The sequence below is a fragment of the Lentzea xinjiangensis genome, from assembly GCF_900110955.1.
GTDB lineage: Bacteria > Actinomycetota > Actinomycetes > Mycobacteriales > Pseudonocardiaceae > Lentzea > Lentzea xinjiangensis.
This window is the reverse complement of record NZ_FOFR01000003.1, coordinates 371,591-398,314: the sequence shown is the minus strand read 5'-3', so window position 1 is coordinate 398,314 and position 26,724 is coordinate 371,591. Positions and strand designations below refer to the sequence as shown.

Here is a 26,724-nt window from a genome sequence, read left to right as displayed (position 1 = left end):
GCGCATGCCCGGTAGCCCCTACGCCGCGCCGAACCGCCCGTTCGGCCGCGTCCTCACCGCCATGGTCACGCCGTTCGACTCGCGCGGCGAGGTCGACCTCGCCAAGGCGCAGGAGCTGGCGAAACACCTGGTGGACCTGGGCAACGACGGCCTGGTCGTGAACGGCACGACCGGGGAGAGCCCCACGACGACGGACCGCGAGAAGGCGGCGTTGATCACGGCCGTCGTCGAGGCCGTGGGCGACCGGGCGACCGTCGTCGCCGGTGCGGGCACGTATGACACCGCGCACAGCATCCACCTGGTGCAGCAGGCCGAGAAGGCGGGCGCGCACGGCGCGCTGGTCGTGACGCCGTACTACTCGCGGCCGCCGCAGGAGGGCCTGCTCGCGCACTTCACCGCCATCGCCGACGCCTCGGAGCTGCCGGTGATGCTCTACGACATCCCGCCGCGCGCGGTCGTGCCGATCGAGGTCGACACCATCCTGCGCCTGGCGGAACACCCGCGGATCCTGGCCGTGAAGGACGCCAAGGGCGACCTGCACGCGGGCAGCAGGGTGATCGCGAACACCGATCTCGCCTACTACTCGGGCGACGACCCGCTGAACCTGCCGTGGCTCGCCGTGGGCGCCGTCGGGTTCGTGAGCGTGATCGGCCACCTCGCCGCGGACCGCCTCCGCGACATGGCCGACGCGTTCGCCGAGGGCGACGTGGTGCGCGCGAAGGAGATCCACGAGTCGCTGCTGCCGCTGCTGCGACCCTTCCGCCGGGTTCCCGGCGTGACGTACACGAAGGCTGCGCTGCGCCTGCGCGGACTGGACGTGGGGGAACCCCGTCTGCCGCTGGTGCCGGCCGCCGCCGAAGACATCGAGGCCATCGCGGCCGAACTGGGAGTCAACGCGTGACCCAATCGACCGAACTGCCACCCGCACTGCCGGAAGGCGGCCTCCGCGTCGTCGCACTCGGCGGAATTGGCGAGGTCGGCCGCAACATGACCGTCTTCGAGCACGCCGGCCGGCTGCTCGTCGTCGACTGCGGCGTGCTCTTCCCCGAAGACGACCAACCCGGCGTGGACCTGATCCTGCCGGACTTCCGCGCCATCGAGGACCGGCTCGACGACATCGACGCCATCGTCCTGACGCACGGCCACGAGGACCACATCGGCGCGGTCCCGTTCCTGCTCAAGCTGCGTCCCGACGTGCCGGTCGTGGGCTCGCGCTTCACGCTGGCGCTGCTCGCCGCGAAGTGCAAGGAGCACCGCCAGACGCCGCACCTGGTCGAGGTGAAGGAGGGCCAGCGCTCGGCTTTCGGGCCGTTCGAGCTGGAGTTCTTCGCGGTCAACCACTCGATCCCGGACGCGCTGGCCGTGGCGATCAGGACCTCGGCCGGGCTCGTGCTGCACACCGGTGACATCAAGCTCGACCAGCTCCCGCTCGACGGCCGCCTGACCGACCTGGCCGGCTTCTCCCGCCTGGGCGACGAGGGCGTGGACCTGTTCCTGGTCGACTCGACCAACGCCGAGGTGCCCGGGTTCGTGGTGCCGGAGCGCGAGATCGGCCCGGTGCTGGAGAACGTGATCCGCAAGGCGGACCAGCGGGTCATCGTCGCGTGCTTCGCCTCGCACGTGCACCGCGTGCAGCAGGTGCTCGACGTCGCCGTGCAGTACAAGCGCAAGGTCGCGTTCGTGGGCCGCTCGATGGTCCGCAACATGGGCATCGCCTCGGACCTGGGCTTCCTGAACGTGCCCGACGGCCTGTTCGTCGACCTCGACGAGGCCATGCGGATGGAGGAGGACGAGGTCCTCTTCGTGTCGACGGGGTCGCAGGGCGAGCCGCTGTCGGCGTTGTCGCGCATGGCCCGCGGCGAGCACCGGCAGATCTCGATCCGCGAGGGCGACACGGTGATCCTCGCGTCGTCGCTGATCCCCGGCAACGAGAACGCGGTCTTCAACGTCGTCAACGGCCTCGCCAAGCTCGGCGCGACCGTGGTGCACCAGGGCAACGCCAAGGTCCACGTCTCCGGCCACTCACCGGCGGGCGAACTCCTGTTCCTGTACAACGCCGTCCGGCCGTCGAACGTGATGCCGGTGCACGGCGAGTGGAGGCACCTGCGGGCCAACGCGGCCCTCGCGGTCGCCACCGGTGTCGCCGAGGACCACGTGGTGATCGCCGAGGACGGCGTCGTGGTGGACCTGGTCGACGGCAAGGCGACCGTGTCCGGACGCGTGGTGGTCGGCCACGTCTACGTCGACGGCCTGTCCGTCGGCGACGTCGGTGAGTCCACTTTGTCCGATCGCCTGGTGCTGGGGGAGGGCGGGTTCATCTCGATCTCCGTCGCCATCGACACGACGACGGGCCGTCCGGTGTCGGCGCCCACGATCTCCGGGCGCGGGTTCTCCGACGACCCCAAGGCGCTGGACCAGGTCGTGCCGCTCGTCGAGATGGAGCTGGCGCGGACCGAGGCCGAGGGCATCACCGACACGCACCGCGTCGCGCAGGCCGTGCGGCGGGTCGTCGGGCGCTGGGTGGCGGAGACCTACCGCCGCCGGCCGATGATCGTGCCCACCGTCATCCCGGTCTAGCCCGAGCAGCCGGACGCTGTCGTTCCCCCTCCGGAGGGGACGGCAGCGGATCCGGGTCTCCGCTGGAAGGGCGCGATGGGTGGCGTTGCCTTTTCGTGACCCCGCTGTGATCTGCGTCGCCCTCGTCCGCTAAAGTCTGGTTGCAGACCATGGACGAGGGGGTTCGCCCAATGGCCGGTAACGACGTCTTCAGCCCACCGGGCAAGAGGACATTCTCCTTCCACCGATCTTCACCTGGCACGAGCCGTTCGGCCTGCCGTTCGACTTCGCGCCGACCAAGCCGCAGGTGCTGCTGGTCCTGTCGGTCGTCATCATCCTGACGTTCTTCCTGGTCACCACCAGGAACCTGAAGCTGGTCCCGTCGCGCTGGCAGTTCGCCGCCGAGTCGGTCTACGACTTCGGCCGCAACACGATCGCCCGCGAGCAGATCGGCGCGAAGGAGTTCGCGCCGTACGTGCCGCTGATCGTCAGCATCTTCTGCTTCGTGCTGGTGAACAACCTCTACGGGCTGATCCCGCTCGTGCAGTTCCCGACGTTCACGCACAGCGGCTTCCCGGCGGCGGTCGCGCTGATCATCATCTTCCCGCTCTACCACTACGTGGGCATCAGGAAGTTCGGCCTCAAGGGCTACCTGCGCAACCAGTTCGTCATCCCGGACGTGCCGAAGCCGGTGCTGTGGGGTCTGCTGATCCCGACCGAGGTCATCCTGAAGTTCTTCTTCGACCCCGTGAACCTCGCCATCCGGGTGTTCGCGGCGATGTTCGCGGGCCACCTGCTGGTGCTCGTGTTCACTCTCGGCAGCGAGTTCCTGCTGCTGCAGGCGCCGATCTACCTCAAACCGCTGTCGGCGCTGGGTTTCGCGCTCGCGATAGCGCTGTACCTGCTGGAGGCGCTCGTGCAGGTGCTGCAGGCGTACATCTTCGCCTTGCTGTCGGCGCACTTCATCGGTCGCGCGCTGGCTGAGCAGCACTAGGACCGCTGGCACACCAGGTGCAGCGACTCCTCGGGTGTGGCGCCGGGGAACGACGGCGTGAAGACCGGGCGGCTCCGGCGCACCACCCGCAGGCCGACGTCGGCGAGGTGCTTCTCGAAGCCCTCCTCGGAGAACGACGACACCTCGATCTCCTGGCCCATCCAGGGCAGGGTGATCCGCTCGACGTCGATCGGCACGGTGGCGAGGAAGAAGTGGCCGCCCGGCCGCAGCCACGCGGAGACGCGGCCGAGGACCTGGACGATCTCGGCCTGCGACATCTGCAGCAGCGAGAAGACGGCGCAGATGACGTCCCACGAGCCGTCCGGTGACTCGAAGTCGCGGACGTCGATCCGGTGGAACGCGGCGTCGGGCACCTGGGTGGTCGCGATGTCGACCATCACGGGCGAGACGTCGATGCCGGTGACCTTCATGCCCGCCTTGGCGAGCGTGCTGGCGACCGGGACGCCGGTGCCGCAGCCGATGTCGAGCACGCGCGAGCCCGACGGCTGCGTCGCCGCGAACCACGCCAGGGTGCCGTGCAGTGCGGGCTGGTGCGACCAAGCGCGTTGGTATTCCAGCCCGAGCGTGTCGAAGACCTCGGCCGCGTTCATCTCCGCCCCCTCATTTCGACCCAATCCACCTGATGTGAAGTGTGGAGAAGGTCTCTGCACGGACTCTGGATGGCTTCTGGACGAAAACTGACGGTAGGTTGCCGGGTAACCGCGCACAGCGACGAAGTGAGACCGGAAGTGCAGAACGAGTTGCGCGTCAGCTTGCTGGGCGCGCTCGCCGCGACGGTGGACGGTGAGGAGCTCACGCTCGGTCCGCCGCGGCAGAGGGCTGTGCTCGCGGTCCTCGCCCTGCGGGCCAACCACGTCGTGTCGCGCAGTGAGCTGATCGACGCGGTCTGGGGCGATGAGCCGCCGGCCAGCGCGGACAACGGCATCCACACCTACGTCGCCGGTCTGCGGCGGCTCTTCGAACCGGGCAGGGCCTCGCGCGCGCCCAGTTCCGTGCTGCTGTCCACGGACGCCGGCTACCTGTTGAAGCTCCCGCCGGACAGCTCGGACGTGGCGCTGTTCCGCACGTACCTCGACGAGGCCGGCCGGGTGCGCGACCGGCCCGCGGAGGCCGTCGCCGCGTTCGACCGGGCGTTGGGGCTGTGGCGGGGCGTCGCGCTGGACGGCGTGCCCGGCCCGTTCGCGGCGGTGGAACGCGCGCGCTTGGCCGAGTTGCGGCTCACGGCGGTGGAGCAACGTGCCGCGTTGATGTTGTCCTTGGGGCGTGAGGCGGAGGTGGCGGCCGAGCTCACGACGTTGGTGAGCGCGCATCCGTTGCGGGAGAGGCTGTACGGCCTGCTGATGTCCGCGCTCTACCGCGGCGGCAGGCAGGCGGAGGCTCTCGCGGTGTACGCGGACCTGCGGCGGCTGCTGGTCGAGGAGCTCGGCATCGAGCCCGGCCCCGAGCTGCGCGGGCTGCACGAGCAGCTCCTCGTCGGCCTGCCGGACCCGCAGCCGGAACCCGTCGCGCCCGCGCTGGTCCCGGTCCAGCTTCCGCACGAGGTCCGCGACTTCACCGGCCGGGAGAAGGAGCTCGCGCGGCTGGCGGACGCGGTGCCGGTGGACCACTCGCCGGTGCTGGTCGCCATCACGGGCACCGGCGGTGTCGGCAAGACCGCGCTGGCCGTCCGGTTCGCGCACCAGGTGGCTTCGCGGTTCCCCGACGGGCAGCTGCACGTCGACCTGCGCGGGTTCGACGCCTCAGCACCGCCGGTGCGGCCCGCGGCCGCGTTGCACCAGCTCCTGCAGAGCCTCGGCGTGCCGGCCGAACGCGTGCCGGAGGACCTGCCGGCGAAGTCCGCGCTGTACCGGAGCGTCCTGGCGAACAAGCGCGTGCTCGTGCTGCTGGACAACGCCCGGCTGGCGGACCAGGTCCGCCCGCTGCTGCCGGGGCGCTCGGCGTCGATGGTGCTGGTGACCTCGCGCAACCACCTCGGCGGTCTCGTCGCACGCGACGGCGCGCACTCGATGACGTTGTCGACCCTGACGCGCGACGAGGGGCTGGCGCTGCTCACCGCCGCGGTGGGCGCCGACCGCGTCGCCGCCGAGCCCGCCGCCGCGGCGAAACTCGTGGAGCTGTGCGGGCATCTGCCGCTGGCGATCCGGATCGCGGCGGAACGGGTGGTGACCCGGCCGCACCTGACCCTGGCCGACCTGGCCGGTGATCTCGCCGACGAACGCGACAGGCTGAACGTGCTGGCGACGGGCGATGACGAGGACACGGCCGTGCGCGCGGCGTTCTCGTGGTCGTACCTGGCGCTCAAACCCGATGCGGCCCGCACGTTCCGGCTGATCGGCCTGCACCCCGGCGCGGAGATCGGCCTGGCCGCCGTCGCCGCGCTGACCGGTGTGCCGGTGCCGCGGGCGCGGGCGCTGCTCGACGTGCTGGCGAGCGGGCACATGGTGGAGGAGGTCGCGCGCGGCCGGTTCCGCCTGCACGACCTGCTGCGCCTGTACGCGACCGAGCTCAGCGCCACCGAGGAGTCGTTCACGAGCCGGGACGAGGCCGTGGAACGCCTGCTGCGGTGGTACTTCGACAAGGCGAACGCGGCGGGCACCGTCATCGGGCCGCCGGACCACCCGGCCTTCCTGCTGCCGCCACTGTCCACACAGGACTTCGCCTCGCACGACGAGGCCTTCACCTGGTGCCGCGCGGAGTCCGCGAACCTGGCGGCGGTGGCGAAGCTCGCCGAGGACCAGCACTCGCCCACGGCGTGGCAGATCCCGGTGGCGTTGTGGAACTACTTCATCGTCTCCAGCGCGCTGGACGAGTGGACGGACACCTACCGCGTCGCCGAGCGTGCCGCCGCCCGTGACGGCAACCAGGCCGCACGCGCGTGGGCGATCCACGGTCAGGGGCTCGCGGCGTTCCGCGGCCAGCGCTTCGCCGACGCGCTGGAGCTCTTCGACCGCGCGCTGGCCATCCGGCGCGAGATCGGCGACCGCGTCGGCGCGGCGTGGAGCCTCACCGGCCTCGGCATGGCCTACGGCGGGCTGCGCCGGTTCGACCTCGCCGCCGACAGGTTCGGCGAGGCGCTGGAGCGGCACGCCGAGGTCGGCTCCTGGTTCGGCGAAGGCGGCACCCGGTTGTTCCTGAGCGACATCCTGCGGTCGGCCGGCCAGCACGAGGAGTCGCTGGCGTCCGCGCGCAGGGCTTTCGAGGTGATGGACTCGCACGGCGCGGTGCACGGCAAGGCGATGGCGTTGGTCAGCATCGGCTGGGCGCAGGCCAAGCTGGGGCACCGCGTCGAGGCGCGCGACTCGTTCCGGGACGCCCTGGGCTTCCTGCGCGTGCTCGGCGACCGCAAGAGCCTCGCGGAGGCGCTGCACGGCCTGGGGGAGATGAGCACGGGGCAGCCGGAGGTCGCGCGGACGCACCTGCTGGAAGCGCTGACGATCTACGAGGACTACGACCACCCCCTCACGCCCGAGGTGCGGGCGCGGCTGCACGAGCTCGCCTGAGCGGGAGATCGACCGCGCGGCCCACCGCGTTGCGCACCACGAGGCCTGCCATGGTGCTGGGCACCATGAGCCTGGAAAGCAGGCCGACGCGTCGCTGCCGCGGTCGCACCTCGCGGCGGAGCCGCGACTCGTAGGTGGCGAAGGCGCGGGTGTGATCGCCGTGGTGGGAGGCGAGTTCCTCCGCGAGGGCGTGCGCTCCTGCCATCGCCATGCTGGACCCGTCGCCCAGCAGGGCTGTGGCCGCCGCCGCGTCCCCGAGCAGTACGACCCGCCCGCGGGACCACGAGGGCATCCGGACGGTCGTCAGGGGGTCGAAGTACGGGGCCGGGTGGTCGAGGTACGCCGCCACGAGCTCCGGTGTCCGCCACCGCATGCCGGCGTACGCGTCGGCCACGGTTCGCTTGTGGAGAGCGGTGTTCTTGCGGTCGTGGGGCGCCGGCCGCGCGACCCGGAAGGTGAAGATCGCGAGCGGCGTGGTGCGCGAGGGGTGGATGACCAGCATCCGGTTCGGCGCGGTCAGCATGGTCAGCTCGCTCGGGTCGTCGACGGCATCGGGGTGCAGCGGGACGGTGGCGCCGTGGAGGCCCAGGTCGCTCACGAACTGCCGCTCGGGCCCGAACACCAGGCGCCTCGTGGTGGAGTGCATCCCGTCGGCACCGACCACCAAGTCGAAACGCCGTGGCGCGGACCGCCGGAAGGTGACGTCGACCCCGCCTTCGTCCTGGTCGAGCGCGGTGACCGTGTCGTCGAACACGAACTCGGCCTCGCCCCGCGCCGACCGGTGGAGCACCTCGGACAGGTCGGCCCGGGTCACCTCGACCGCCGGCGAGCCTTCCGGCGAGGTGGGAAGTCGCAGCACTCGTTCGCCGTCCGGGTCGAGCAGGGTCAGCGACCGGTTGCGGGTGGCGAGCTCGCGCAACCCCGGAAGGATGCCCATGCGCTCGGCGACCGGTATCGCGGGCCCCTTCACGACCACCGCGCTGCCACCCGAGCGCAGCTCGCGGGCGTGCTCGACGACGGTCGGCCGGTACCCGCTCCGGGCGAGCCAGTACGCGAGCGCGGGCCCGGCGACTCCGGCGCCGACCACCAGCACCTCGGGCTTCTTCATGACAGGACCTCTCAGCGCAGCGGTGACCGCGTTCCCGGTCGCCTAGGTACGATCGATTTCGTACTCGAGTAGAGCACGGCCCTCAGGTACGATGCAATACGTACCTGAGGGAGGTGCCCGTGGCCGGGAGGAACCTGGTCGGCCCAGAGGCCGACGCGCTCGAACTGGGCGTGGTGCTTCGCGCTCTCGCCGACGAGCACCGTCGTTCGGTGATGACGGAGTTGGCCGCCGATCGCACCGACAGCGAGCGGGGCTGCAACTCGTTCGCTCTCCCGATCTCGAAGCAGACCCAGACCCACCACTTCCGGGTCCTGCGCGAGGCGGGCCTCATCACCGAGATCGACTACGGCAACCGCAAGGGCATCCGCCTGCGGCGCACGGACGTGGAGAGCAGGTTCCCCGGCCTGCTCGCGCTCCTGGAAGCCGAACACCGGAACAGCACTGCTCCTCGGTGAACAGAGCCCTCGTCTCGCGGCCGGTGCCGGCCTAAGGGGAAATCCCCGATGTGCGCCGCGTGATACGTAGGCAAGCTACATGTCATGCAGAAGCGCGCTCGGACCCTGTTGGTGTGGTTGCACGTCGTCACGTCCGTCGGCTGGATGAGCCAGGCCGTGGCGCTGCTCGCCCTGCTGCTGTACGGCATGAAGACCGGTGACGTGAACGCGTTCAAGATGGCGCGGTTCCTCGACCACCGGGTGCTCGCGGTCATGGCGAACATCAGCGCGTTCAGCGGCATGATGCTGAGCGCGACGACTCCGTGGGGCTACTTCCGGCACTGGTGGGTGCTCGTGAAGTTCGTGATCACCGTCGTCCAGCTCTACGTCGGGATCTTCATCCTGAGCGGCAACCTCGAAGCGGCCGCCGACGGCCACGTCACGGCGTGGATGCCGGTGGGCACCGCGCTCATGATCAGCGCCATCGCCTTCCAGGCGTGGCTGAGCGTGGCCAAGCCGTGGGGGCGCACGCCGTGGGCGGACCCGAAGGTGAAACTGCCGACGGCGAGCGCGGTGACCTTCGTCGTCGCACTCGCCGTTCCCGCGATCGATGTGGCGATCAGTCTTCACACGGGCGGCCCGAGGCCGTTGTTCATGCTCGTCACGGTGATCGTGCACGCGATCACGCGGGCCGCCAGGGGGAGGAGCCGGTCGTCGGCCGCGTCGGGTCGTGGAACCGCGGCAGGTCCGGCTCGTCGAGACGCAGGGGCACCAAGCCCTCGGTGATGGCGCGCATGATCCGCTCGTGCGCGCGCCGGGCGTCGCCCATCGTCTCGCCGGACAGGTCCGACAGCTCGACCGGCTTGCCGAAGTGGACCTTGAACGTCGGCCGCCTGCGGACCGCGGACAGCCACGACGTCAGGTACGGCAGAAGATCCCGCCAGCCACCGACGCTGAGGTTGCCCCAGTACACGGCCTCGTGGGCGCCCCACTGGCTGATCGGGACCACCGGGATGCCGCCGCCCAGCGCCATGCGCGCGACACCGGTCTTCCCGCGCTCCGGCCACATGCCGGGGTCCAGGGTGATCTTGCCCTCGGGGTAGACGGCGATCGGGTCGCCGCCCTTGCGCAACGCCTCGACGGCGCGGTGCATCGCCTCGCCGACGTTCGCCGACCTGCGGTCGACGCGCAGGTGGCCGCACGCCTTGAGGATCGGGCCGAGCACGGGAGCGTCGAGCAGTCCGCCGGCGAGCATGAAGCGCGGGGTGACGCCGATCCGGTGGCAGGCCGCGATGAGCACCATCGGGTCGAGGTTGCCGATGTGGTTCGACGCGAGCAGCAACGGCTTGCCGAGCAGCTCCGGCGGGATGTCACCGGACACCTCGAGCTTGCCGGTCAGCGCGATGAAGCCCCGGTCGATCGCCATGAGCACGCGCCAGAAGAGCGGTGAGGACACGCGGGGCAGCGTACGGCGTGTCGGAACGACACTTTGCCCGATTGAGTGAACCATGGGGTTTCGCACGCGTCCCAGTTGCCAGCGGGGCTGGTGAGACGCGAGGGACTACCTTATACACATGGCCGGGCGCACAGGGACTTCGAGAAAGACCACGTCACGCGGCAAAGCACCAGCCAAGCCGCGGGCGCGGTCCACCGCGTCCAGAAAGCCCGCTCCGCGCAAGAGCGGTGGCGCTGTCAGCGCCGTGTGGGGAGCTTTGGGACGCGGTGTCGGCGGCCTCGTGCGCACCGTCAGCCGCACCAAGGACCTCGATCCCGAGCACCGCCGCGACGGGCTGGGACTGCTGCTGATCGCGCTCGCGTTCATCACCGGCACCGGTGTGTGGTGGCAGGCGGGCGGACCGGTCGGCCGGTGGGTCGACATCGCGGTGCGCAGCTCCGTCGGGTTCCCCGCGGTGATCGTGCCGGTCGTGCTGCTCGCCATCGGCATCGCTTTGATGCGCACGGACCCGCAGCCGGAAGCGCGGCCGCGGCTCATCATCGGCTCGCTGCTGATGATGATCGGTGTGCTCGGCATGTTCCACCTCATCGGCGGCCTGCCGATGGACCCGCTCCTCCGCCGCGACGCCGGTGGCGCGCTGGGCTACCTGGCCGGTGGGTTCCTCGCCCAGGGGCTCACGCCGTGGGTCGCCGGGCCGTTGCTGTTCCTGATCTTCGCGTACGGCCTGCTGGTCGTGACGCACACACCGATCCGCCAAGCGCCGGAACGGATCCGCTCGCTGCTGCACCCCGGCACGAGCCGGGACGAACAGCCGTCCGGCGAGGCGGAGGAGACTCCCGAGGAGCCGAAGCCCGTCCGGCTGCGCCGCCCGTCGCGCCGCCGCCAGGCCGCCGCGCCCGCCGAGCTCCCGCTGGAGGAGCCGCCCGCCGAGCTCCCGCTGGAGGAGCCGGAACCGGCGCCCGCCAAGCCCGCGGCCAAGGAGCCCAAGAAGGCCCCGGACATGGCCGTGCGCGCGGTCGAGGGCGACTACCGGCTACCGCCGCCGAACATCCTCAAGGACGGCGACGCGCCGAAGGCCCGCAGCAAGGCCAACGACCAGATGATCGAGGCCATCACCGGCGTGCTGGACCAGTTCTCGATCGACGCCCAGGTCACCGGCTTCACCCGCGGCCCGACGGTCACGCGCTACGAGGTCGAGCTCGGCCCCGGCGTGAAGGTCGAGAAGATCACCGCGCTGACCAAGAACATCGCCTACGCGGTCGCGACCGACAACGTCCGGTTGCTCGCGCCGATCCCCGGCAAGTCCGCGGTGGGCATCGAGGTCCCGAACAGCGACCGCGAGATGGTGCGCCTCGGCGACGTGCTGCGCGCGCCGTCGACGCTGAAGGACACGCACCCGATGGTGATCGGCCTCGGCAAGGACATCGAGGGTCACATGGTCACCGCGAACCTGACGAAGATGCCGCACCTGCTGGTCGCGGGCTCCACCGGTTCCGGCAAGTCGTCGTTCGTGAACTCGATGCTGGTGTCGCTGCTGACCCGCGCCACGCCGGACGAGGTCCGGATGATCCTCATCGACCCGAAGATGGTCGAGCTGACGCCGTACGAGGGCATCCCGCACCTGATCACGCCGATCATCACGCAGCCGAAGAAGGCGGCGGCCGCCCTGGCGTGGCTCGTGGAGGAGATGGAGCAGCGCTACCAGGACATGCAGGTCAACCGGGTGCGCCACATCGACGACTTCAACCGCAAGGTCAAGTCCGGCGAGATCACCGCGCCGCCGGGGTCCGAGCGCGTCTACCGGCCGTACCCGTACATCATGGCGATCGTCGACGAGCTCGCCGACCTGATGATGACGGCGCCGCGTGACGTCGAGGACGCCATCGTCCGCATCACGCAGAAGGCGCGTGCGGCGGGCATCCACCTGGTGCTCGCGACCCAGCGGCCGTCCGTCGACGTCGTCACGGGCCTGATCAAGACGAACGTGCCGTCGCGCCTGGCGTTCGCCACGTCCTCGCTGACGGACTCGCGGGTCATCCTGGACCAGCCGGGCGCCGAGAAGCTGATCGGCATGGGCGACGGGCTCTACCTGCCGATGGGCGCCGGGAAGCCGGTGCGCATCCAGGGCGCGTTCGTCGGCGACGAGGAGATCTCGCAGATCGTCGACTTCGCCAAGAACCAGGCGCAGCCCGAGTACACCGACGGCGTCACGTCGCAGAAGGCCGGCGAGAAGAAGGAGATCGACGCCGACATCGGCGACGACCTGGAACTGCTGGTGCAGGCGACCGAGCTGATCGTGACGTCGCAGTTCGGCTCGACGTCGATGCTGCAGCGCAAGCTCCGCGTCGGGTTCGCGAAGGCGGGGCGCCTCATGGACCTGCTGGAGACCCGCGGGGTGGTCGGGCCGTCCGAGGGCTCGAAGGCGCGCGAGGTGCTGATCAAGCCGGACGAACTCGACTCGGTGATCCACCTGATGCGTGGCGGCGCCCCCACCGACGATTCCTGAGGGAACGCGGGGGCCCCGCGTTCCCCTGGAGGAAACGCGGGGCCCCCGCGTTCCCTCCGTCAGGCGGGATCAGAGGCCGGCCTGGTGGAGGGTGGCGGCGGTGGAGGAGCCGCTGCCGCCGAACTCGCGCACCGCGGCGTAGTACAGGTCGGCGGTGCGCTTGCACGCCCAGTTGCCGCCGCACTGGTGGTACATGTCGGACTTGAAGTTGTCGTCGATGCGCAGCCGGTTCTCCTCGGTGAACCGGCTTTGGCGCTTGTAGTTGCGGTAGCCGAAGTCGTGCCGGTGGCAGGTGGGCAGGAACTTGAACCCGAAGGGGTTGTCCGGCGAGTACGAGCAGCCGTCGGAGGACCAGTCGAGCTCGGCGGCGTGGGGCTGCTGCGCGCGCAGTGCCGTGAACTCGCCGATGGACTTGGCGTACAGGTACTCGTCGGTCACCGCGACGATGTCCACGGCGTGCGCCGGGGCGCCGGTGAAGATCAGAGCCGCGGACGCGGCAGCACCCACGAACGCCGAGCGCAGGGTCTTCAACATGGCGAGCTCCTCGGGTTGTGAGCAGAGTCCCGCTCCCGTTGTAGCCGGTGATCGACTGTCGCCGGTAGACACGATCCGGTGAACGTCAGGTGATGATGTGCCCGCACGCGATCGCCGTCGCCACGCGCAGCTCCCGCGGCAGGCCGAGCGAGCGCAGCACCGCGTCGTCGGCCACGCCGCCGAGCAGGTGGCCGCCGAGCCCCTGCTCCGCCAGGCGCAGGCAGATGCTCTGCGCCGCGGCGCCGGCCTCGACCAGGCCGAAGCGGCCCGCGCGTTCGCCGTACTTCTCGAACGCCTCGTCGTCCTTCAGCACGAGCACAATGGCGAGCGGCGGCACCCCGGCCGTGCCGAGGACCTCCGCGAGGTTCGCCGGTGCCGCGGCGATGTCCTGCACCGCGTGCCGCCGGATGTCGTAGCGGACCGCGCGCCCGTTCGTGAACGCGTAGCAGCGCACCAGCCCCAGCCCGCCGGCCGACGGGAAGCTGTTGTCCTGCAACGCGCCCAGGACGGCGCCGAGTTGCTTGTCCGTCACCGGTTCGTCGGTGAACTCCCTGGTGCTCTTCCGCGCCCGGAACAGCTTCTGCAGCCGGTCCTGAGGCCTGGGCAGCGGCCGGGGTGGTGCGGGCAGTTCCAGCGGGTCGACCAGCACCGGCCGCGGCCGGTGGTCGCGCAGCCGTTCGCCGAGCCGGCGCCGGTGCAGCGGTGAGAAGCGGCTGGCGGCCCAGAAGTCGTCGAACATCGGCGTCACCCCAGCGGATGCGGTGCGGGATTGGGGAACACGCCCGGCGAGGCGTGCGGGTAGCGCCAGCCGAGCTCGCGGGCGCGCCCGCCGAGGTGCGGCCAGCGGTGGTCCGCGTGCAGCGGCGCGAGGTCGGGGGACAGCACGCGGACGCAGTGCAGGCCGACCGCGGCCAGCTCCGGCGTGGTCAGCTCCCGGTAGGCGAGCCGGAGGCCGGCCCTGTCCAGCGCGTGCACCAGTTCGGTCAGCTCCCCGCTCGTGCCGCGGGACTCGGCGTCGCGAGGAGGAGCGGCCTCGACCCCGCCGAACCACGGCAGCGAGTCCCACTCCGCCGGGTGCGTCGCGTAGTGGACCGCGTGCTCGTCGAAGCAGGTGACCTCCTCGACGGGCCGGTCGCCGTTGCGCGCCAGCCACACCTCGATGAACACCGTGCCCTGGGCCCACTCCTCGTAGGCCTTCCGCAGCGCCTCGGCGACCGTTGCCCGGCAGGCGAGGCCCAGCGTCGGCCGCGGCCGGCCGGCGATCGGCAGCGATCCCGCGACCGCGACCACCGGGTGCGGGCTGTAGGCGGGTGTCAGGTCGAAGGCCAGGGCGCCGTGCGGCAGGTCCGCCGCGAAGCGCGGGGGTGCGAGGGAATGCAGCCAGGTCGTCGTGAACGCGTCGCGCTCCACGAGTTCCTGGGTGGCCCGCAGCAGGGCGCTGGTCGTCGACGGACCGGCTGCGAGTCCCGACGAGGTCGAGGGCAGCCCGTGGGAAGCGTCGAGGCTGACGAGTCCGGCGGGGACGCGGATCGGTTCGTTGCCGGGCAACGTCCAGGCCCGCGTGTACCGGGTGTCGACGTATCCCTTGCGGTAGCGGTATTTCGGGTGCACGCGTTGCTCGACCGTGTGCAGGCTGAAGTGTTCCAACGGCCAGCACGGTCCGTCGGTGACGATCTCCAGCGGCGCCCGTGCGGCGGCGTGGCGTTCCAGCGCTTCGGCGATCGCCGCGACCTTCGACGTGCCACCGGAAGTGCCACCCGTCGCGAACGGCTCCGGCACCGCGGCCCAGCCCTCGACGTCCACATCGGACAGACTGCGCGGCACGGGGTGCAGCTGTGCCACCACACCCTGCCGCCAGCCGACCGCGCGCTCGGCCAGCGCCTCCGCGACGGTCCTCACCGCTCGCCCCGGTGGCGCCGGAAGAGCCAGCACCCGAACGCCACCGCGCCACCGAGGTAGACCACCGCGACGACGGAGATGTGCGTGTACTCGGCGACCACGCCCAGCGGGAGCAGCACGACGAACGGCTCGGCGCACCACAGCACCGCCCAGCCGAGCAGCCGGACCGCGCTCCTCCACGGCTTCGGCGACCGCGCGAGGAACCCGGCCACGACGGCCCAGCCCAGCGCGAGGGCGAAGCCGCCGGCCCACCAGCCCCAGTGCAGGCCGAAGACCTGGCCCATCGTGAGGAATGGCAGCACCAAGACGAGCAACGGGAAGATGGCGGAGGGCAGGACGAGTGCGCTGCGCGGTACGGGCAGCTCCTGGGTGTCCCGGTACAGCGCTTCCGGGATGTGCACGGCCGCGCCGATCGAGGAAACCGCGCAGCAGCAACAACAACAGCAACAGGTGGGCGTCGCGGCGTTCGCCGCGGCCGCGCCGGGCGAGAACTGGTCAGGTAACCGGACTGCCGTCGCTCTCATGGTCCCCCCAAGGAAGTGGCACGCGCCCGAACTCGGCCTTCGGGCAGACCTCGCAGCCGGCGGCGGGCAGCACGCTCTCGCGCGTCGTCGTGAACTCGTCGAGGTCGACGGTCACGACCGCGTCCAGCAGTGCCAGCGAGCCGGTGCGGATGTTCTGGAGCGCTTGCAGCGCGAGCGAGATCGGGAAGTCGCGGGTGAGCGCCGCCGGTCGCGGAGGGGGCGGCGGATCCCCCCACCGCCGCCCCGTCCGCACCGCGAGGCAGGCCAGGCACGCGCCGGAGCCGGGCACCACGAAGGGCCCGATCGCGGCGGTGTGGTGGTACGCGAGGTCCAGCAGCAGGTGCGGGACCTCCGTCTCGCGCGCCACCTCGACCAGGTCGGTCAGCGTGCCGGTGGTCCGCACCACGAGCAGCAGCTCCGGGTCGTCGTCGTGCGGCAACCGCTCCACCAGCCCGGCGGGTGCCTCGCCGACGACGCGCGTGCCGGCCCTCGCCGGCGTGACGTCGTCGACGGGCAACCCCGCCGGGCGGAGAGCGCCCAGGGTCCTCAGCTGGGCCAGGTGCCGGCGAACCGGTTCGGCCAACCGGTTCTCGTCGACCGTCCGAGCCGGCCCCCTCGACTCCGGCTCGAACAGGTCCGCCAGCGCCGCGGCCACCGCCCCGGGCAGGTCGGGTACCAGGTAGGCGAGGTCGGCCCCCGCGTACACGACGAGGCCTTCGTCCCGCACCTGGGCGCGCCAGGCGGGATCAGCGACCAGGCTCATCGTCGTCCCCCCGCTTCAGGAAGTTCTCGATCTCCTGCTCGCTCGGCAGGTCCCCGGCCGGGTCCACGAGGTTCTCGGCGATCGGCGGCAGCGGCTGCTCGGCCCACGCGGGCTGGTAGTCGTCGCTGGGCAGCAGCCCGTGCCGGGCCGCGAACTCCTCCGCCGCGTCCCGGATCGACTCCCGCAGCGTCCCCACCACCGCGGTCTCCGCCGTGTACGTCAGCTCGACCAGCAACGCCCGCACGTTCTCGAGCTGGTTCTCGTCACCGGCCTTCCTGGCGAGTTCGGGCCAGAACTGCCGCTCGAACAACCGCACGAAGTCCGCCGCCACCGCGTCGGTCGCCGTGCGCAGGCGCGTGAAGCTGTCCATGACGTCGTCGCTGGGCACCCGCAGACCGGCGAGCCTGCCGCCTGCCTCGAGCGCCCAGCGACGCGCGTGCGGCCAGCCGTACTTCCACCGCACCAAGCCCAACCGCATAGCCCGGAGGAGGAGTCGCGGTTGGACGTCTCCCATCGGGATCAGGTGCTTGATGTCGCGCACCTTGATCCGCACCCAGTCGTCGGGTCCCTCGGCCTCGCCCATGCCGAGGACGGCGGCGACCGACTCGCCCTTCTCCCGCGCCGCGATCAGCTCGGCGATCGCCGGCAGCGAGAACCCCCGCTGCTGCAACCGCTGCACCAGCGTCAACCGCTCGACGTGCGAGGCGTCGTAGTACGCCACGCGCCCCTGCCGTCGCGGCGCGTGCAGCACACCCTTCGTCTGGTACATGCGAATGGTGCTGCTGGGCAGGCCGGTCCGGGCGGCGAGCTCGTCGACGGTGAGCGATTCGGGCACGAACCGATCCTGGCGCGCACCGTTAGTCGAGTCAAGACTCTTCGAGTTTTCACTCGAAGAGTTACAGCTCCAGGAGCATCCGGCTGTTGCCGAGCGTGTTGGGCTTCACGTAGCTCAGGTCGAGGAACTCGGCGACGCCCTCGTCCACCGACCGCATGATCTCCTCGTACACCTCGGGGCTCACCGGCGTGCCCTCGATCTCGACGAAACCGTGCTTGGCGAAGAACTGGGTCTCGAACGTGAGCACGAAGATCCGCGCGAGCTGCAGCTCCCTGGCCGTGGCGATGAGCTGCGCCACGATCCGGTGCCCCACGCCCCGGCCGAGCGCGAGGGGGGAGACGGCGACGCTGCGGATCTCGGCGAGGTCCTCCCACATGACGTGCAGGGCCCCGCAGCCGAGCAGCTCGCCACCCTGTTCGGCCACCCAGAACTCCTGGACCGCCTCGTACAGCGTGACCAGCGGTTTGGCCAGCAGGACCTTCCCCGCGTACCCGTCGATCAACGCCTTCATGGCGCGCACGTCGCTGGTGCGGGCGCGCCGCACGACTACCCCACTGGTCACAACGGTCAAGTATGAGCGGCGCCCTCGTGCGGCCCGGCGGCGGTGGTCGTGGTGGCTCGAGAGCGCGATTCCAGGTGTGGGAGCTGGGCCGGTTACCCTGAGCGCCGTGTCTTCTCCCACCACTCCGCGACGCGTGTCGCTGCTGACCCTGGGCTGCGCCCGCAACGAGGTCGACTCCGAAGAGCTCGCCGGACGCCTCGGCGAGGGCGGCTGGGAGCTGGTGGACGAGGGCGCGGACGTCGTCGTCGTCAACACGTGCGGCTTCGTCGAGCAGGCCAAGAAGGACTCCGTCGACACCCTGCTCGCCGCGTCCGACACCGGGGCCAAGGTGGTCGCGGTCGGGTGCATGGCCGAGCGGTACGGCAAGGAGCTCGCCGAGAGCCTGCCGGAGGCGGCCGCCGTGCTGGGCTTCGACCAGTACAACGACCTGGCCGAGCGGCTCCAGGACGTGCTGCACGGCAAGCCCGTCGAGTCACACGTGCCGGTCGACCGCCGCACGCTGCTGCCGATCACGCCCGTGCAGCGCCAGGACGCCAAGAACGACGTCCAGGTGCCCGGGCACGGCTGGGGCCCCACCAAGACGCCCCGCAAGCGCCTCGACGACGCCCCCGTGGCCCCGTTGAAGATCGCCTCCGGGTGCGACCGCCGGTGCAGCTTCTGCGCCATCCCGAGCTTCCGCGGCGCGTTCGTGTCCCGCCACCCGGACGAGGTGGTGGCCGAGGCGATGTGGCTCGCCGAGAACGGCGTCAAGGAGCTGTTCCTCGTCAGCGAGAACTCGACGAGCTACGGCAAGGACCTGCCCCGCGAGCAGGGCGCCCTGGAGCAGCTGCTGCCGCGCCTCGCGAGCATCCCCGGCGTCGAGCGCGTGCGGGTCAGCTACCTGCAGCCGGCCGAGACCAAGCCGTCGCTGGTGGCCGCCATCGCGAAGACCGAGAAGGTCGCGAACTACTTCGACATGTCGTTCCAGCACTCCAGCGAGAAGGTGCTGCGGCGGATGCGCCGGTTCGGCGACACCGACAGCTTCCTCAAGCTCGTGTGGCAGATCCGCGAGCACGCGCCGGAGGCGGGCATCCGCAGCAACTTCATCGTGGGCTTCCCCGGCGAGACCGAGGACGACCTGCGGGAGCTGGAGCGGTTCCTCACCGAGGCGCGCCTCGACGCGGTCGGCATCTTCGGCTACTCCGACGAGGACGGCACCGAGGCCGAGGAGCTCGACGGCAAGCTCGACGCGGACACCATCGCCGAACGCGTCCAGCGGATCGGCAACCTCGTCGAGGAGCTCACGAGCCAGCGCGCCGAGGACCGGGTCGGCAGCGAGGTCGTGGTGCTGGTCGAGCACGAGGAGGACGACGAGAGCGACTGCGTCGGCAGGGCCGAGCACCAGGCGCCCGAGGTCGACGGCGAGTGCATCGTGCTCGACGCCGGCGAGCTCAGGCGCGGTGACCTGGTCCGCTGCCGCGTCGTCGACTCCGAGGGCGTCGACCTGGTCGTCGAGGTCGTCGAGGTGCTGGGGACATGACCGAGGCCAGGAAGGTCCCGCTGCTCAACGTCGCCAACGTCCTCACCATGGCGAGGCTGGCTCTGGTCCCGGTCTTCCTGTTCTCCCTGTTCGAAGCGGGCGGCTTCGACACCACGTGGCGGCTCATCGCGTTCGGGATCTTCGCCGTCGCGAGCTTCACCGACCACATCGACGGCACGCTCGCCCGCAAGCACGGCCTGATCACCGACTTCGGCAAGATCGCCGACCCGATCGCCGACAAGGCCCTGACCGGCTCGGCGCTGGTCGGGCTGAGCATCCTCGACGTGCTGCCGTGGTGGATCACGATCGTCATCGCCGTGCGCGAGGTCGGCATCACGCTGCTGCGGTTCTGGGTGATCCGCTACAGCGTCATCCCCGCGAGCCGCGGCGGCAAGGCCAAGACGCTGGCGCAGGTCATCGCCATCGGGCTGTTCGTGCTCCCGCAGAACGACGTGCTGGAGCTCTTCGCGTGGGCGAGCATGCTCGTCGCGCTGGTCCTCACGGTCGTGACGGGAATCGACTACGTCGTCCGAGCGTTCAAGATGAAGGCGAGAGCGGATCGGGCCGTCGCATGACGAACGTGGTCGAGCTGCTCAGAGCGAGGAAGGAAACCGTCGCCACGGCCGAGTCGCTGACCGCGGGTCTGCTGTGCGCGACGATCGTCGACACACCGGGGGCGAGTGCCGTGGTCCGCGGTGGGTTGATCGTCTACGCGACCGAGCTCAAGCACGAGCTCGCGGGCGTGGACCGGCAGTTGCTCGACGAGCACGGAGCCGTGCACCCCGAGGTGGCGATCCAGCTCGCCGAGGGTGCCAGGAACCGGTGCGGAGCGGACTGGGGAATCGGGCTGACGGGAGTCGCCGGACCCGATCCACAGGACGGAGCCGCTCCAGGGACCGTCCACATCGGCTTGAGCGGGCCTGGAGTGTCCACAGTGCGGACCGTCACTCTCAGTGGCGACCGGAAAGCGGTGCGTTTCACAGCCGTGGAAAAAGCGCTGGTCCTGCTGTCGGATTACCTGCTGGTGACCGGGGACGGGAACAAACGATGACCAACCGTTCGTTCGCCCTTGGCGGACGTGTTCGGAAGTCACTGCCCGTTGTCGGTGTCGATCGGTAACGTAGGGACACGGCCGGCCGGAAGGAGGCGCGCGATGACCGTGCTGCTGCGCGAGGCGATCGGTGATCGGCTTCGCCATGCCCGCACCAACCAACGCCGCACGCTGCGCGAGGTCTCTCGGACCGCCCGCGTGAGCCTGGGGTACCTGTCCGAGGTGGAGCGCGGCCGCAAAGAGGCGTCCAGCGAACTCCTCGCGGCCATCTGTGACGCGTTGGAACTGCCCTTGTCCGAGCTGCTGCACCACGTCGCCTCCGACATCGGCGCCGTCCAGCAGACGCCGGACACGGTGCCGGACACCGTCCCCGACGGTCGTGCGGAGCGCGGGAAGCTGGAGGGTGGCCGCCTGCTGCCGTCCACGCTGTCGGACGACCTGTCCGACCTGCGCCTGCAGCCGATGCTCAGCCACCGCCTCACGAGCAAGATCGGCGAGACGCCCAAGGCAGTCGTCGCGGCTTAGCACACCCATGTCGATCACGACCCCGCTCGCCGTACGACGAGCGGGGTCGCTTGCATTGCCTGGCCCTCCTGCCGGGGAACGCGGGGGCCCCGCGTTCCCCACAAGGAAACGCGGGGCCCCCGCGTTCCCGGCGGGAGGAGGGGTTGTGGCCGCCGCCACGTGACGGTCTGCAACAACACCGTGCCCTCGTACGTTCAACTGACAACGACGGCAGCGTGCCGGGCGACAGGCAACGGCTTGGCCACAGCACGCTGGGTCACCGCGTCCCGGGGCGCGGGTGCGGGCAGGATTGGCACGTCGTCAGGCGTGTACTCCAAAGTCCCGGGGTAGGTCGGGGTCTTCCCGGATATCTCCCCAGGTTGGTGGAACCGCCGACGCACAATTGAGACGATGGATCCAACACCGGCACCGAGAAGGCAGGCGTAGGAGATGGCCAGTCCGTTCGTGAAGTTCTGGAAGTACCTGATGGCATCGTTCTCGTCCAAGATCGACGAGCACGCTGACCCGAAGGTGCAGATCCAGCAGGCCATCGAGGAGGCGCAGCGTCAGCACCAGGCGCTCTCTCAGCAGGCCGCGGCCGTGATCGGCAACCAGCGGCAGTTGGAGATGAAGCTGAACCGGCAGCTCGGCGACGTCGAGAAGCTGCAGGCCTCGGCCCGCCAGGCGCTCGTGCTCGCCGACGAGGCCCGGTCGAAGGGTGACGAGCAGAAGGCCGCGCAGTTCGAGAACGCCGCGCAGGGCTTCGCCACCCAGCTCGTCACGGCCGAGCAGGGCATCGAGGACCTCAAGACGCTGCACGACCAGTCGCTGCAGGCGGCCGCGCAGGCCAAGCAGGCCGTCGAGCGCAACTCGATGATGTTGCAGCAGAAGCTCGCGGAGCGCACCAAGCTCCTCAGCCAGCTCGAGCAGGCCAAGATGCAGGAGCAGGTCTCCGCGTCGCTCACCCAGATGAGCGAGCTGGCCGCGCCGGGCAACGTGCCATCGCTCGAAGAGGTCCGCGACAAGATCGAGAAGCGCTACGCGACCGCGATCGGTTCCGCCGAGCTCGCCCAGAACTCGGTGCAGGGCCGCATGCTCGAGGTGCAGGCCTCGACCACCCAGCTCGCCGGCTCGTCGCGGCTCGAGCAGATCCGCGCGTCCATGCACGGCGGGCAGGCGAACACGCCGCCGCAGGTGACGGCGGGCAACAGCGCCGCGGCGCAGATCCAGGCCGAGATCGCGCAGCGCGTCCAGCAGGAGCAGAAGACCCAGCAGCAGCAAGTTCCGCCCGCCCAGAACTGACGTTCGCCGCGGGGGGAGCAGGAGGAGTCAGCAGGTGATCATGGAGCCCTGGAGAAACCGCCCCAACAACGAGATCGTCCGCAAGGTCGTCAACGAGTTGGGTGTGTCGCTCCAGGGCCACCCGCTGGCCGAGCAGGCGCGGTACCGCCTGCAGAAGTGGAACGACCCGGTCGCCAAGCTCGAGCGCAAGCGCAAGCGCACCAACGCGGTGCTCACGTTCTGGCTGGCGCTGATCACGATCTTCGGCACGCTCGCCGTCTTCGGCTACACCGGCGTGCTCGGCACGTGGGCCGCTGTCGGCGGCACCATCGGCGCGGCCGTGCCCGGCCTGCTCGCCGTCCGCAGCGGCTTCAAGCTGCGCGAGCTGGGTGCCGCCCGGCAGCGGCTGGCGTTGTCGCCGCCGCCCCCGCCCCGGCCGCCGCTGCCCGCGCACATCTCCGCCGCGCGCGTCCCGATGGAGCAGCTGCACAGGGCCGAGGACGCGATGAGGGACCTCCTCGTCCAGCTCGACTCGCCCGCGCTCACCACGATGCCGACCGAGTCCGTCCAGCACGCCCGGCAGACCGCCCAGGAAGCCGCCACGGCCATCCGCGCGGTGTCGGCACAGCTCCAGGCGGTCGAGCGCGCCCGGGACACTGCGCCGCCCCTGGAGCGCGCGCCGTTGGTCGAGGGCGTGCGGGCGCTCAGGGTCCAACTGGCGGACGGCGTGGACCGCTACTGTGCGTTGGTGGCGGAGGCGGGCAAGGCGCTCGCGGCCAGCACCCAGTTCCAGGATCCGCGCGCGGTCCTGGACGACGCCACGGACCACATGGCCGGTCTCGCATCCGCGATGCGCGACGTATCAGGCTATTCGGCGCACTGATTGTCACACGCTGTAATCGCGTGTGTCTATTCGGCGGTTCTCTCTGGGATCTTTACGGCGATCGTGTGATTATCAGACCGTTATCTAGCCGTGGCCACTACATGGCGTGGCAGGATTCCGGGGTCGGTCCGCGGGAAGACCGGCTGAATTGCCGGGAGGCAGTGCGTTGGCGTTGTGGACCGTGCACGGGGACGGTCGGATCACCGACAGTGAAACCGTCGCACCCCAGGAACGGGTGAGCTGGCCGCTCACCATCGGGTTCGGAGTGCAGCACCTGGTCGCCATGTTCGGCGCGACGGTGCTGGTCCCCACCGCCACCGGCCTTCCCGTCGCCACCACGCTGCTGTTCTCCGGCCTCGGCACGCTGCTGTTCCTCGTGATCACCAAGAACCGCGTCCCGAGCTACCTGGGCTCCTCCTTCGCCTTCGTGGCGCCGCTGGTGGCGGCCCGCGAGCAGGGCGTCTCCGCGCAGCTCGGCGGCGTCGTCGCCGCGGGCCTGCTGGTGATCGTCGTCGGCATCGCGGTCAAGGCGCTCGGCGTGCGGCTGCTGGAGTCGGTCATGCCGCCGGTCGTCACCGGCGCGGTCGTGATCATCATCGGCCTGAACCTCTCGCACCAGTCCACCTCGAACTTCGCCGAGCAGCCGCTGCTGGCCGCCGGCACGACCGCCGTGATCCTGCTGGCCGGCGTCCTCGGCCGCGGCCTGCTGTTCCGGTTCTCGGTCCTGGTGGGCTTCGCCGGCGTCTGGGCGGGTGGACTGCTGTTCGGCGCCGTGCCGTCCGACCGGATCACCGCGCTGCGCGACGCGGCGTGGGTGGGCCTGCCGCAACTGCACCAGCCGGAGCTCCGGCCGTCCGTCGTGCTGCTCATGCTGCCGGTGGTGATCGTGCTGGTGGCGGAGGTCGTCGGGCACGTCAAGGCGGTCGCCGCGCTGACCGGGCGCAACCTCGACGGCAGCGCGGGGGACGCGATCATCGCGAACGGCCTGTCGACCGCGCTGTCGGGCCTGGGCGGCGGCGTCGGGACCACGACGTACTCCGAGAACATCGGCGTGATGGCCGTGACGCGCATCTACACCACGGCGGCGTTCGCGTTCGCCGGTGTGTTCGCCGCGGCGCTCGCGTTCTCCCCGAAGGCCATCGCGCTGTTCGGCACCATCCCGCCGGGCGTGCTGGGCGGTTGTACGCTGGTGCTCTACGGCCTGATCGTGCTGATCGGCGTCCGCATCTGGATGGACCGCGGGGTCGACCTCGCGAACCCGGCGAACGCGATGGTCGGCGGCGCGGCGCTGGTGGCCGGCGTCGGCGACCTGACCATCGAGATCGGCGACCTGGAGATGGGCGGCATGGTGTGGGGCTCGCTGCTCGTCGTGATCCTCCACCCGGTGATGCGGTGGCTGCGCGCCGCGCGGCACAACTGACCGCACTCCACTCGGGACCGGACGCTGTTCCCGTTCCACGGAGCGGGTTTCCTGGTCCGCCTTGGACAGTCCTCCCCGGACCGGCTCACCGCAGCGCGCGGTTGATCCTCGACACGAGCCCCGGTCCCTCGTAGATGAACCCGGTGTAGATCTGCACCAGGCTCGCGCCCGCGTCGACCATGCGCTTGGCGTCGTCGGCGGTCGCGATGCCACCGACGCCGATGACCGGCAGCTCGCTGTGCCGGGTGATGAACCGGACCACGTCGTTGGCCCGCCGGGTGAGCGGCTTGCCGCTCAGACCGCCGGTCTCGCCCCGATGAACGCTCCTGAGGCCCTCACGGCTGAGCGTGGTGTTCGTGGCGATCAGCCCTTTGATGCCGTTGTCGACGCACACCTGGATGACCTCGGCGACGGCGTCGTCGGTGAGGTCCGGCGCGATTTTGACCAGCATCGGCTTGTCCGTGGCCCGCGTGAGCGCCTGGACGAGCTCGGTCAGCGCCCCCTTGTCCTGCAGGCTGCGCAGGCCGGGCGTGTTCGGGGAGCTGACGTTGATCGCGTAGTAGTCGCCGTGGTCCTTCAGGGCGTCCAGCGAGCTCAGGTAGTCCTGCACGGCGTCCTCGACCGGGGTGACCTTGGACTTGCCGAGGCTGATGCCCAGCGGCGCCTTCAGGGGCGTCCTGGCGAGCTTGGCGGCAAGCGCTTGCGCGCCCGCGTTGTTGAAGCCCATCCGGTTGATGATCGCCTCGTCCTCGCGGAGGCGGAACAGCCGCGGCTTCGGGTTGCCCGGCTGCGCGTGCCAGGTGACGGTGCCGACCTCGACGAAGCCGAAGCCCAGCGCGGCCCACGCCGGCAGCGCGCGCCCGTCCTTGTCGAGCCCCGCCGCGAGCCCGACGGGGTTGGGGAAGCGCACGCCGAAGACGGTGCGGGGGTTGTTCTGACCGCGGGCGAACCGCGCCAGCGGGCTCAGCCGCGCCATCGCGTTCAGCGTGGTCTCGTGGACCCGCTCCGCGTCGCCGCCGTGCATCCCGAACAACGCCCTGCGAACCACCTGCTTGTAGACCACGCGACCACCCTATAGCGCCAGCTCAGAGCGTCCGCGTGCCCCTGGTCGCAGCTCCGCCGTCACATCGGCTTCGGCACCTTGGTGGTCGCCTGCTCGTCCAGCGGCAGCCCGGGCCTCGTCCGGAACGTCACCGGCAACGTCCGCAGCCCCCGGCTGCCCAGCGACACCCGCCAGCCGAGCGGCCGCGAGGTGTCCAGGGCCAGCCCCGCACACCGCCCCAGCAGCGTCCTGAACGCCACGTCGCCCTCCAGCCTGGCCAGCGGCGCGCCGAGGCAGAAGTGCACGCCGTGGCCGAACGCGAGGTGCTGGCGGTCCGCCCGTTCGATGTTGAGCTGGTCGGCCCGCGGGTAGCGCGCGCTGTCGTGCTCGGCGGAGGCCAGCGACAGCAGCACCACGTCACCGGCGGGGATCCGCACGCCGCCGATCGCCAGCGGCCGCGAGGCGAACCGCAGCACGTGCGAGGCCGGGCCGTCGAACCGCAGGAACTCCTCGATCGCGCCGGGCAGCAGGGACGAGGAGCGTTGCAGCAGCTCGAGCTGCTCCGGGTCGCGCAGCAACGCGAGCATGCCGTTGCCGACCAGGTCGACGGCGGTCGGGTAACCGGCCACGAGCAGCAGGAACGCCAGCGACGCCAGTTCGCCGTCGGTCAGGGCCGCCTCGCCGGTCGCGCGGGCCAGCCCGCCGATCAGGTCGTCGTCGCCGGAGGTCCGCTTGTGCACGACCAGGTCGCGCAGGTAGCCGGAGGTCTCCTCGCGGGCCGAGGCCGCGTCGCCGTCGCGCAGGCCGGTGACCACGTCGGCCCAGTAGCGGAAGTTCTCCTGGTCGACGGCCGGGACGCCGAGCAGCTCCATGATCACGACGATCGGCAGCGGCGCGGCGAAGTCCGCGATCAGGTCGCACCGGCCCGAGTCGGCGAAGGAGTCGGCGAGCGACGTCGCGAGCTGCTCGATCCGCGGGCGCAGCGCGGCGATGCGGCGCGGCGTGAGCTGGCTCGACACCGCGCGGCGCAGGCGGGTGTGGTCCGGGGCGTCGCTGTTCATCATGTGGTCGGACAGGTCGCCGAACCACCACGACGCGAAGTGCGGGTGGCCGCGCAGCGGTTCGGCGAGCGCGGAGCCGTGCGAGGACAGCAGGGGGTTGTCCAGCGCGGCGCGCACGTCGGCGTGGCGGGTCACGAGCCACATCGGCACGCCGAGGGTCTCGACCCGGTGCACGGGACCTGACTCGCGCAGGCTTTTGAGCACCGAGTACGGGTCGTCGGTGAAGCCCGGGCGCAACGCATCCAGATTTACCGCCATGTCGAAGGACACG

General features: G+C 70.8%; 26 protein-coding genes. 14 read left to right on the top strand and 12 right to left on the bottom strand.

Annotation, left to right across the window (positions count from 1 at the left end):
• Window positions 1-4: 4 nt before the first annotated feature.
• The 3 genes from dapA to atpB all read left to right on the top strand — a co-directional run bounded on the left by dapA (window position 5) and on the right by atpB (window position 3,550).
• Window positions 5-901, top strand: a complete 897-nt coding sequence (gene dapA / locus BMW88_RS11515; RefSeq protein WP_089950628.1) for a 4-hydroxy-tetrahydrodipicolinate synthase — start codon at window positions 5-7, stop codon at window positions 899-901.
• On the top strand, window positions 898-2,577 hold the full coding sequence (locus tag BMW88_RS11510; RefSeq protein ID WP_089950627.1) for a ribonuclease J: 1,680 nt from the start codon (window positions 898-900) through the stop codon (window positions 2,575-2,577). Before dapA ends, BMW88_RS11510 begins: the two co-directional genes overlap by 4 nt.
• Before the next feature lie 286 nt (window positions 2,578-2,863).
• Entirely contained in the window at window positions 2,864-3,550 is a 687-nt protein-coding gene (gene atpB / locus BMW88_RS11505; protein WP_342715048.1) for a F0F1 ATP synthase subunit A, read from the top strand.
• Here the strand turns inward: atpB and BMW88_RS11500 are convergent.
• The gene (locus BMW88_RS11500; protein WP_089950625.1) at window positions 3,547-4,161 is read right to left on the bottom strand and encodes a class I SAM-dependent methyltransferase; all 615 of its coding nucleotides are present in this window, start codon (window positions 4,159-4,161) and stop codon (window positions 3,547-3,549) included. The two genes, atpB and BMW88_RS11500, sit on opposite strands and share 4 nt — an antisense overlap.
• 138 nt (window positions 4,162-4,299) lie before the next feature.
• On the opposite strand from BMW88_RS11500, the gene BMW88_RS11495 reads away from it, so the two are divergent.
• Window positions 4,300-7,071: an AfsR/SARP family transcriptional regulator gene (locus BMW88_RS11495; protein WP_177221053.1), complete on the top strand. Its 2,772-nt coding sequence runs from the start codon at window positions 4,300-4,302 to the stop codon at window positions 7,069-7,071.
• Here BMW88_RS11495 and BMW88_RS11490 read toward each other — a convergent pair.
• Window positions 7,031-8,179: an FAD-dependent monooxygenase gene (locus BMW88_RS11490; protein ID WP_089950623.1), complete on the bottom strand. Its 1,149-nt coding sequence runs from the start codon at window positions 8,177-8,179 to the stop codon at window positions 7,031-7,033. The two genes, BMW88_RS11495 and BMW88_RS11490, sit on opposite strands and share 41 nt — an antisense overlap.
• A 119-nt stretch (window positions 8,180-8,298) precedes the next feature.
• On the opposite strand from BMW88_RS11490, the gene BMW88_RS11485 reads away from it, so the two are divergent.
• Window positions 8,299-8,634 (top strand): ArsR/SmtB family transcription factor, encoded by a 336-nt coding sequence (locus tag BMW88_RS11485; RefSeq protein ID WP_089950622.1) that lies wholly within the window; start codon window positions 8,299-8,301, stop codon window positions 8,632-8,634.
• 84 nt (window positions 8,635-8,718) lie between these two features.
• Window positions 8,719-9,399, top strand: coding sequence for a hypothetical protein (locus BMW88_RS11480; protein WP_177221052.1), 681 nt, complete (start codon window positions 8,719-8,721; stop codon window positions 9,397-9,399).
• Here the strand turns inward: BMW88_RS11480 and BMW88_RS11475 are convergent.
• Complete coding sequence (locus tag BMW88_RS11475) at window positions 9,296-10,039, bottom strand: lysophospholipid acyltransferase family protein (protein ID WP_245777724.1); 744 nt, start codon at window positions 10,037-10,039, stop codon at window positions 9,296-9,298. The genes BMW88_RS11480 and BMW88_RS11475 overlap by 104 nt on opposite strands.
• A 148-nt stretch (window positions 10,040-10,187) precedes the next feature.
• Here BMW88_RS11475 and BMW88_RS11470 point away from each other — a divergent pair, with 148 nt between their 5' ends.
• Complete coding sequence (locus BMW88_RS11470; RefSeq protein ID WP_089950620.1) at window positions 10,188-12,575, top strand: FtsK/SpoIIIE family DNA translocase; 2,388 nt, start codon at window positions 10,188-10,190, stop codon at window positions 12,573-12,575.
• Between the two features lie 69 nt (window positions 12,576-12,644).
• Here BMW88_RS11470 and BMW88_RS11465 read toward each other — a convergent pair whose 3' ends face one another.
• The 7 genes from BMW88_RS11465 to BMW88_RS11440 all read right to left on the bottom strand — a co-directional run bounded on the left by BMW88_RS11465 (window position 12,645) and on the right by BMW88_RS11440 (window position 17,692).
• A complete protein-coding gene (locus BMW88_RS11465; RefSeq protein ID WP_089950619.1) occupies window positions 12,645-13,109 on the bottom strand; it encodes a phospholipase in 465 nt (154 codons plus the stop codon).
• Window positions 13,110-13,194: 85 nt separating this feature from the next.
• Entirely contained in the window at window positions 13,195-13,848 is a 654-nt protein-coding gene (locus BMW88_RS11460) for a nitroreductase family protein (protein WP_089950618.1), read from the bottom strand.
• 5 nt (window positions 13,849-13,853) lie between these two features.
• Window positions 13,854-15,008, bottom strand: a complete 1,155-nt coding sequence (locus BMW88_RS11455; RefSeq protein WP_177221051.1) for a YcaO-like family protein — start codon at window positions 15,006-15,008, stop codon at window positions 13,854-13,856.
• Entirely contained in the window at window positions 15,005-15,532 is a 528-nt protein-coding gene (locus tag BMW88_RS41780; protein ID WP_177221050.1) for a hypothetical protein, read from the bottom strand. The genes BMW88_RS11455 and BMW88_RS41780 overlap by 4 nt, the downstream gene beginning before the upstream one ends.
• Window positions 15,504-16,295 carry a TOMM precursor leader peptide-binding protein gene (locus BMW88_RS11450; RefSeq protein WP_089950616.1) on the bottom strand — a complete coding sequence of 264 codons (792 nt, stop codon included), beginning with the start codon at window positions 16,293-16,295 and terminating at the stop codon, window positions 15,504-15,506. Before BMW88_RS11450 ends, BMW88_RS41780 begins: the two co-directional genes overlap by 29 nt.
• Window positions 16,279-17,130, bottom strand: a complete 852-nt coding sequence (locus BMW88_RS11445) for a MerR family transcriptional regulator (RefSeq protein ID WP_089950615.1) — start codon at window positions 17,128-17,130, stop codon at window positions 16,279-16,281. Before BMW88_RS11445 ends, BMW88_RS11450 begins: the two co-directional genes overlap by 17 nt.
• Window positions 17,131-17,191: 61 nt before the next feature.
• Window positions 17,192-17,692 (bottom strand): amino-acid N-acetyltransferase, encoded by a 501-nt coding sequence (locus BMW88_RS11440; protein ID WP_089950614.1) that lies wholly within the window; start codon window positions 17,690-17,692, stop codon window positions 17,192-17,194.
• Window positions 17,693-17,798: 106 nt separating this feature from the next.
• Here BMW88_RS11440 and rimO point away from each other — a divergent pair, with 106 nt between their 5' ends.
• The 7 genes from rimO to BMW88_RS11405 all read left to right on the top strand — a co-directional run bounded on the left by rimO (window position 17,799) and on the right by BMW88_RS11405 (window position 24,350).
• A complete protein-coding gene (rimO, locus tag BMW88_RS11435) occupies window positions 17,799-19,211 on the top strand; it encodes a 30S ribosomal protein S12 methylthiotransferase RimO (RefSeq protein WP_245777715.1) in 1,413 nt (470 codons plus the stop codon).
• The gene (gene pgsA, locus BMW88_RS11430; protein WP_089950612.1) at window positions 19,208-19,786 is read left to right on the top strand and encodes a CDP-diacylglycerol--glycerol-3-phosphate 3-phosphatidyltransferase; all 579 of its coding nucleotides are present in this window, start codon (window positions 19,208-19,210) and stop codon (window positions 19,784-19,786) included. Before rimO ends, pgsA begins: the two co-directional genes overlap by 4 nt.
• A complete protein-coding gene (locus tag BMW88_RS11425; RefSeq protein ID WP_089950611.1) occupies window positions 19,783-20,262 on the top strand; it encodes a CinA family protein in 480 nt (159 codons plus the stop codon). Before pgsA ends, BMW88_RS11425 begins: the two co-directional genes overlap by 4 nt.
• A gap of 102 nt (window positions 20,263-20,364) precedes the next feature.
• Entirely contained in the window at window positions 20,365-20,787 is a 423-nt protein-coding gene (locus BMW88_RS11420; protein ID WP_089950610.1) for a helix-turn-helix domain-containing protein, read from the top strand.
• 429 nt (window positions 20,788-21,216) lie between these two features.
• Window positions 21,217-22,068, top strand: a complete 852-nt coding sequence (locus BMW88_RS11415; RefSeq protein WP_089950609.1) for a PspA/IM30 family protein — start codon at window positions 21,217-21,219, stop codon at window positions 22,066-22,068.
• Window positions 22,069-22,108: 40 nt separating this feature from the next.
• Entirely contained in the window at window positions 22,109-22,930 is an 822-nt protein-coding gene (gene pspM / locus BMW88_RS11410) for a phage shock envelope stress response protein PspM (protein ID WP_089950704.1), read from the top strand.
• 166 nt (window positions 22,931-23,096) lie between these two features.
• Entirely contained in the window at window positions 23,097-24,350 is a 1,254-nt protein-coding gene (locus BMW88_RS11405; protein WP_089950608.1) for a uracil-xanthine permease family protein, read from the top strand.
• Window positions 24,351-24,435: 85 nt separating this feature from the next.
• Here the strand turns inward: BMW88_RS11405 and BMW88_RS11400 are convergent, their stop codons facing one another.
• Both BMW88_RS11400 and BMW88_RS11395 read right to left on the bottom strand, forming a co-directional pair.
• Entirely contained in the window at window positions 24,436-25,413 is a 978-nt protein-coding gene (locus BMW88_RS11400) for a quinone-dependent dihydroorotate dehydrogenase (RefSeq protein WP_089950607.1), read from the bottom strand.
• A 59-nt stretch (window positions 25,414-25,472) separates the two neighbouring features.
• Window positions 25,473-26,723, bottom strand: a complete 1,251-nt coding sequence (locus BMW88_RS11395; RefSeq protein ID WP_177221049.1) for a cytochrome P450 family protein — start codon at window positions 26,721-26,723, stop codon at window positions 25,473-25,475.
• Window position 26,724 lies beyond the last annotated feature (1 nt).

Excerpts from the sequence above, each read along its gene's own strand:
- dapA (WP_089950628.1), top strand. The coding sequence starts at position 5 with ATGCCCGGTAGCCCCTACGCCGCGCCGAACCGCCCGTTCGGCCGCGTC.
- pspM (WP_089950704.1), top strand. The coding sequence starts at position 22,109 with ATGGAGCCCTGGAGAAACCGCCCCAACAACGAGATCGTCCGCAAGGTC.
- BMW88_RS11450 (WP_089950616.1), bottom strand. The coding sequence starts at position 16,295 with ATGAGCCTGGTCGCTGATCCCGCCTGGCGCGCCCAGGTGCGGGACGAA.
- pgsA (WP_089950612.1), top strand. The coding sequence starts at position 19,208 with ATGACCGAGGCCAGGAAGGTCCCGCTGCTCAACGTCGCCAACGTCCTC.
- BMW88_RS11415 (WP_089950609.1), top strand. The coding sequence starts at position 21,217 with ATGGCCAGTCCGTTCGTGAAGTTCTGGAAGTACCTGATGGCATCGTTC.
- BMW88_RS11475 (WP_245777724.1), bottom strand. The coding sequence starts at position 10,039 with ATGGCGATCGACCGGGGCTTCATCGCGCTGACCGGCAAGCTCGAGGTG.
- BMW88_RS11420 (WP_089950610.1), top strand. The coding sequence starts at position 20,365 with ATGACCGTGCTGCTGCGCGAGGCGATCGGTGATCGGCTTCGCCATGCC.
- BMW88_RS11425 (WP_089950611.1), top strand. The coding sequence starts at position 19,783 with ATGACGAACGTGGTCGAGCTGCTCAGAGCGAGGAAGGAAACCGTCGCC.
- BMW88_RS11500 (WP_089950625.1), bottom strand. The coding sequence starts at position 4,161 with ATGAACGCGGCCGAGGTCTTCGACACGCTCGGGCTGGAATACCAACGC.
- BMW88_RS11490 (WP_089950623.1), bottom strand. The coding sequence starts at position 8,179 with ATGAAGAAGCCCGAGGTGCTGGTGGTCGGCGCCGGAGTCGCCGGGCCC.
- BMW88_RS11470 (WP_089950620.1), top strand. The coding sequence starts at position 10,188 with ATGGCCGGGCGCACAGGGACTTCGAGAAAGACCACGTCACGCGGCAAA.
- BMW88_RS11480 (WP_177221052.1), top strand. The coding sequence starts at position 8,719 with ATGCAGAAGCGCGCTCGGACCCTGTTGGTGTGGTTGCACGTCGTCACG.
- BMW88_RS11465 (WP_089950619.1), bottom strand. The coding sequence starts at position 13,109 with ATGTTGAAGACCCTGCGCTCGGCGTTCGTGGGTGCTGCCGCGTCCGCG.
- BMW88_RS11460 (WP_089950618.1), bottom strand. The coding sequence starts at position 13,848 with ATGTTCGACGACTTCTGGGCCGCCAGCCGCTTCTCACCGCTGCACCGG.
- BMW88_RS41780 (WP_177221050.1), bottom strand. The coding sequence starts at position 15,532 with ATGAGAGCGACGGCAGTCCGGTTACCTGACCAGTTCTCGCCCGGCGCG.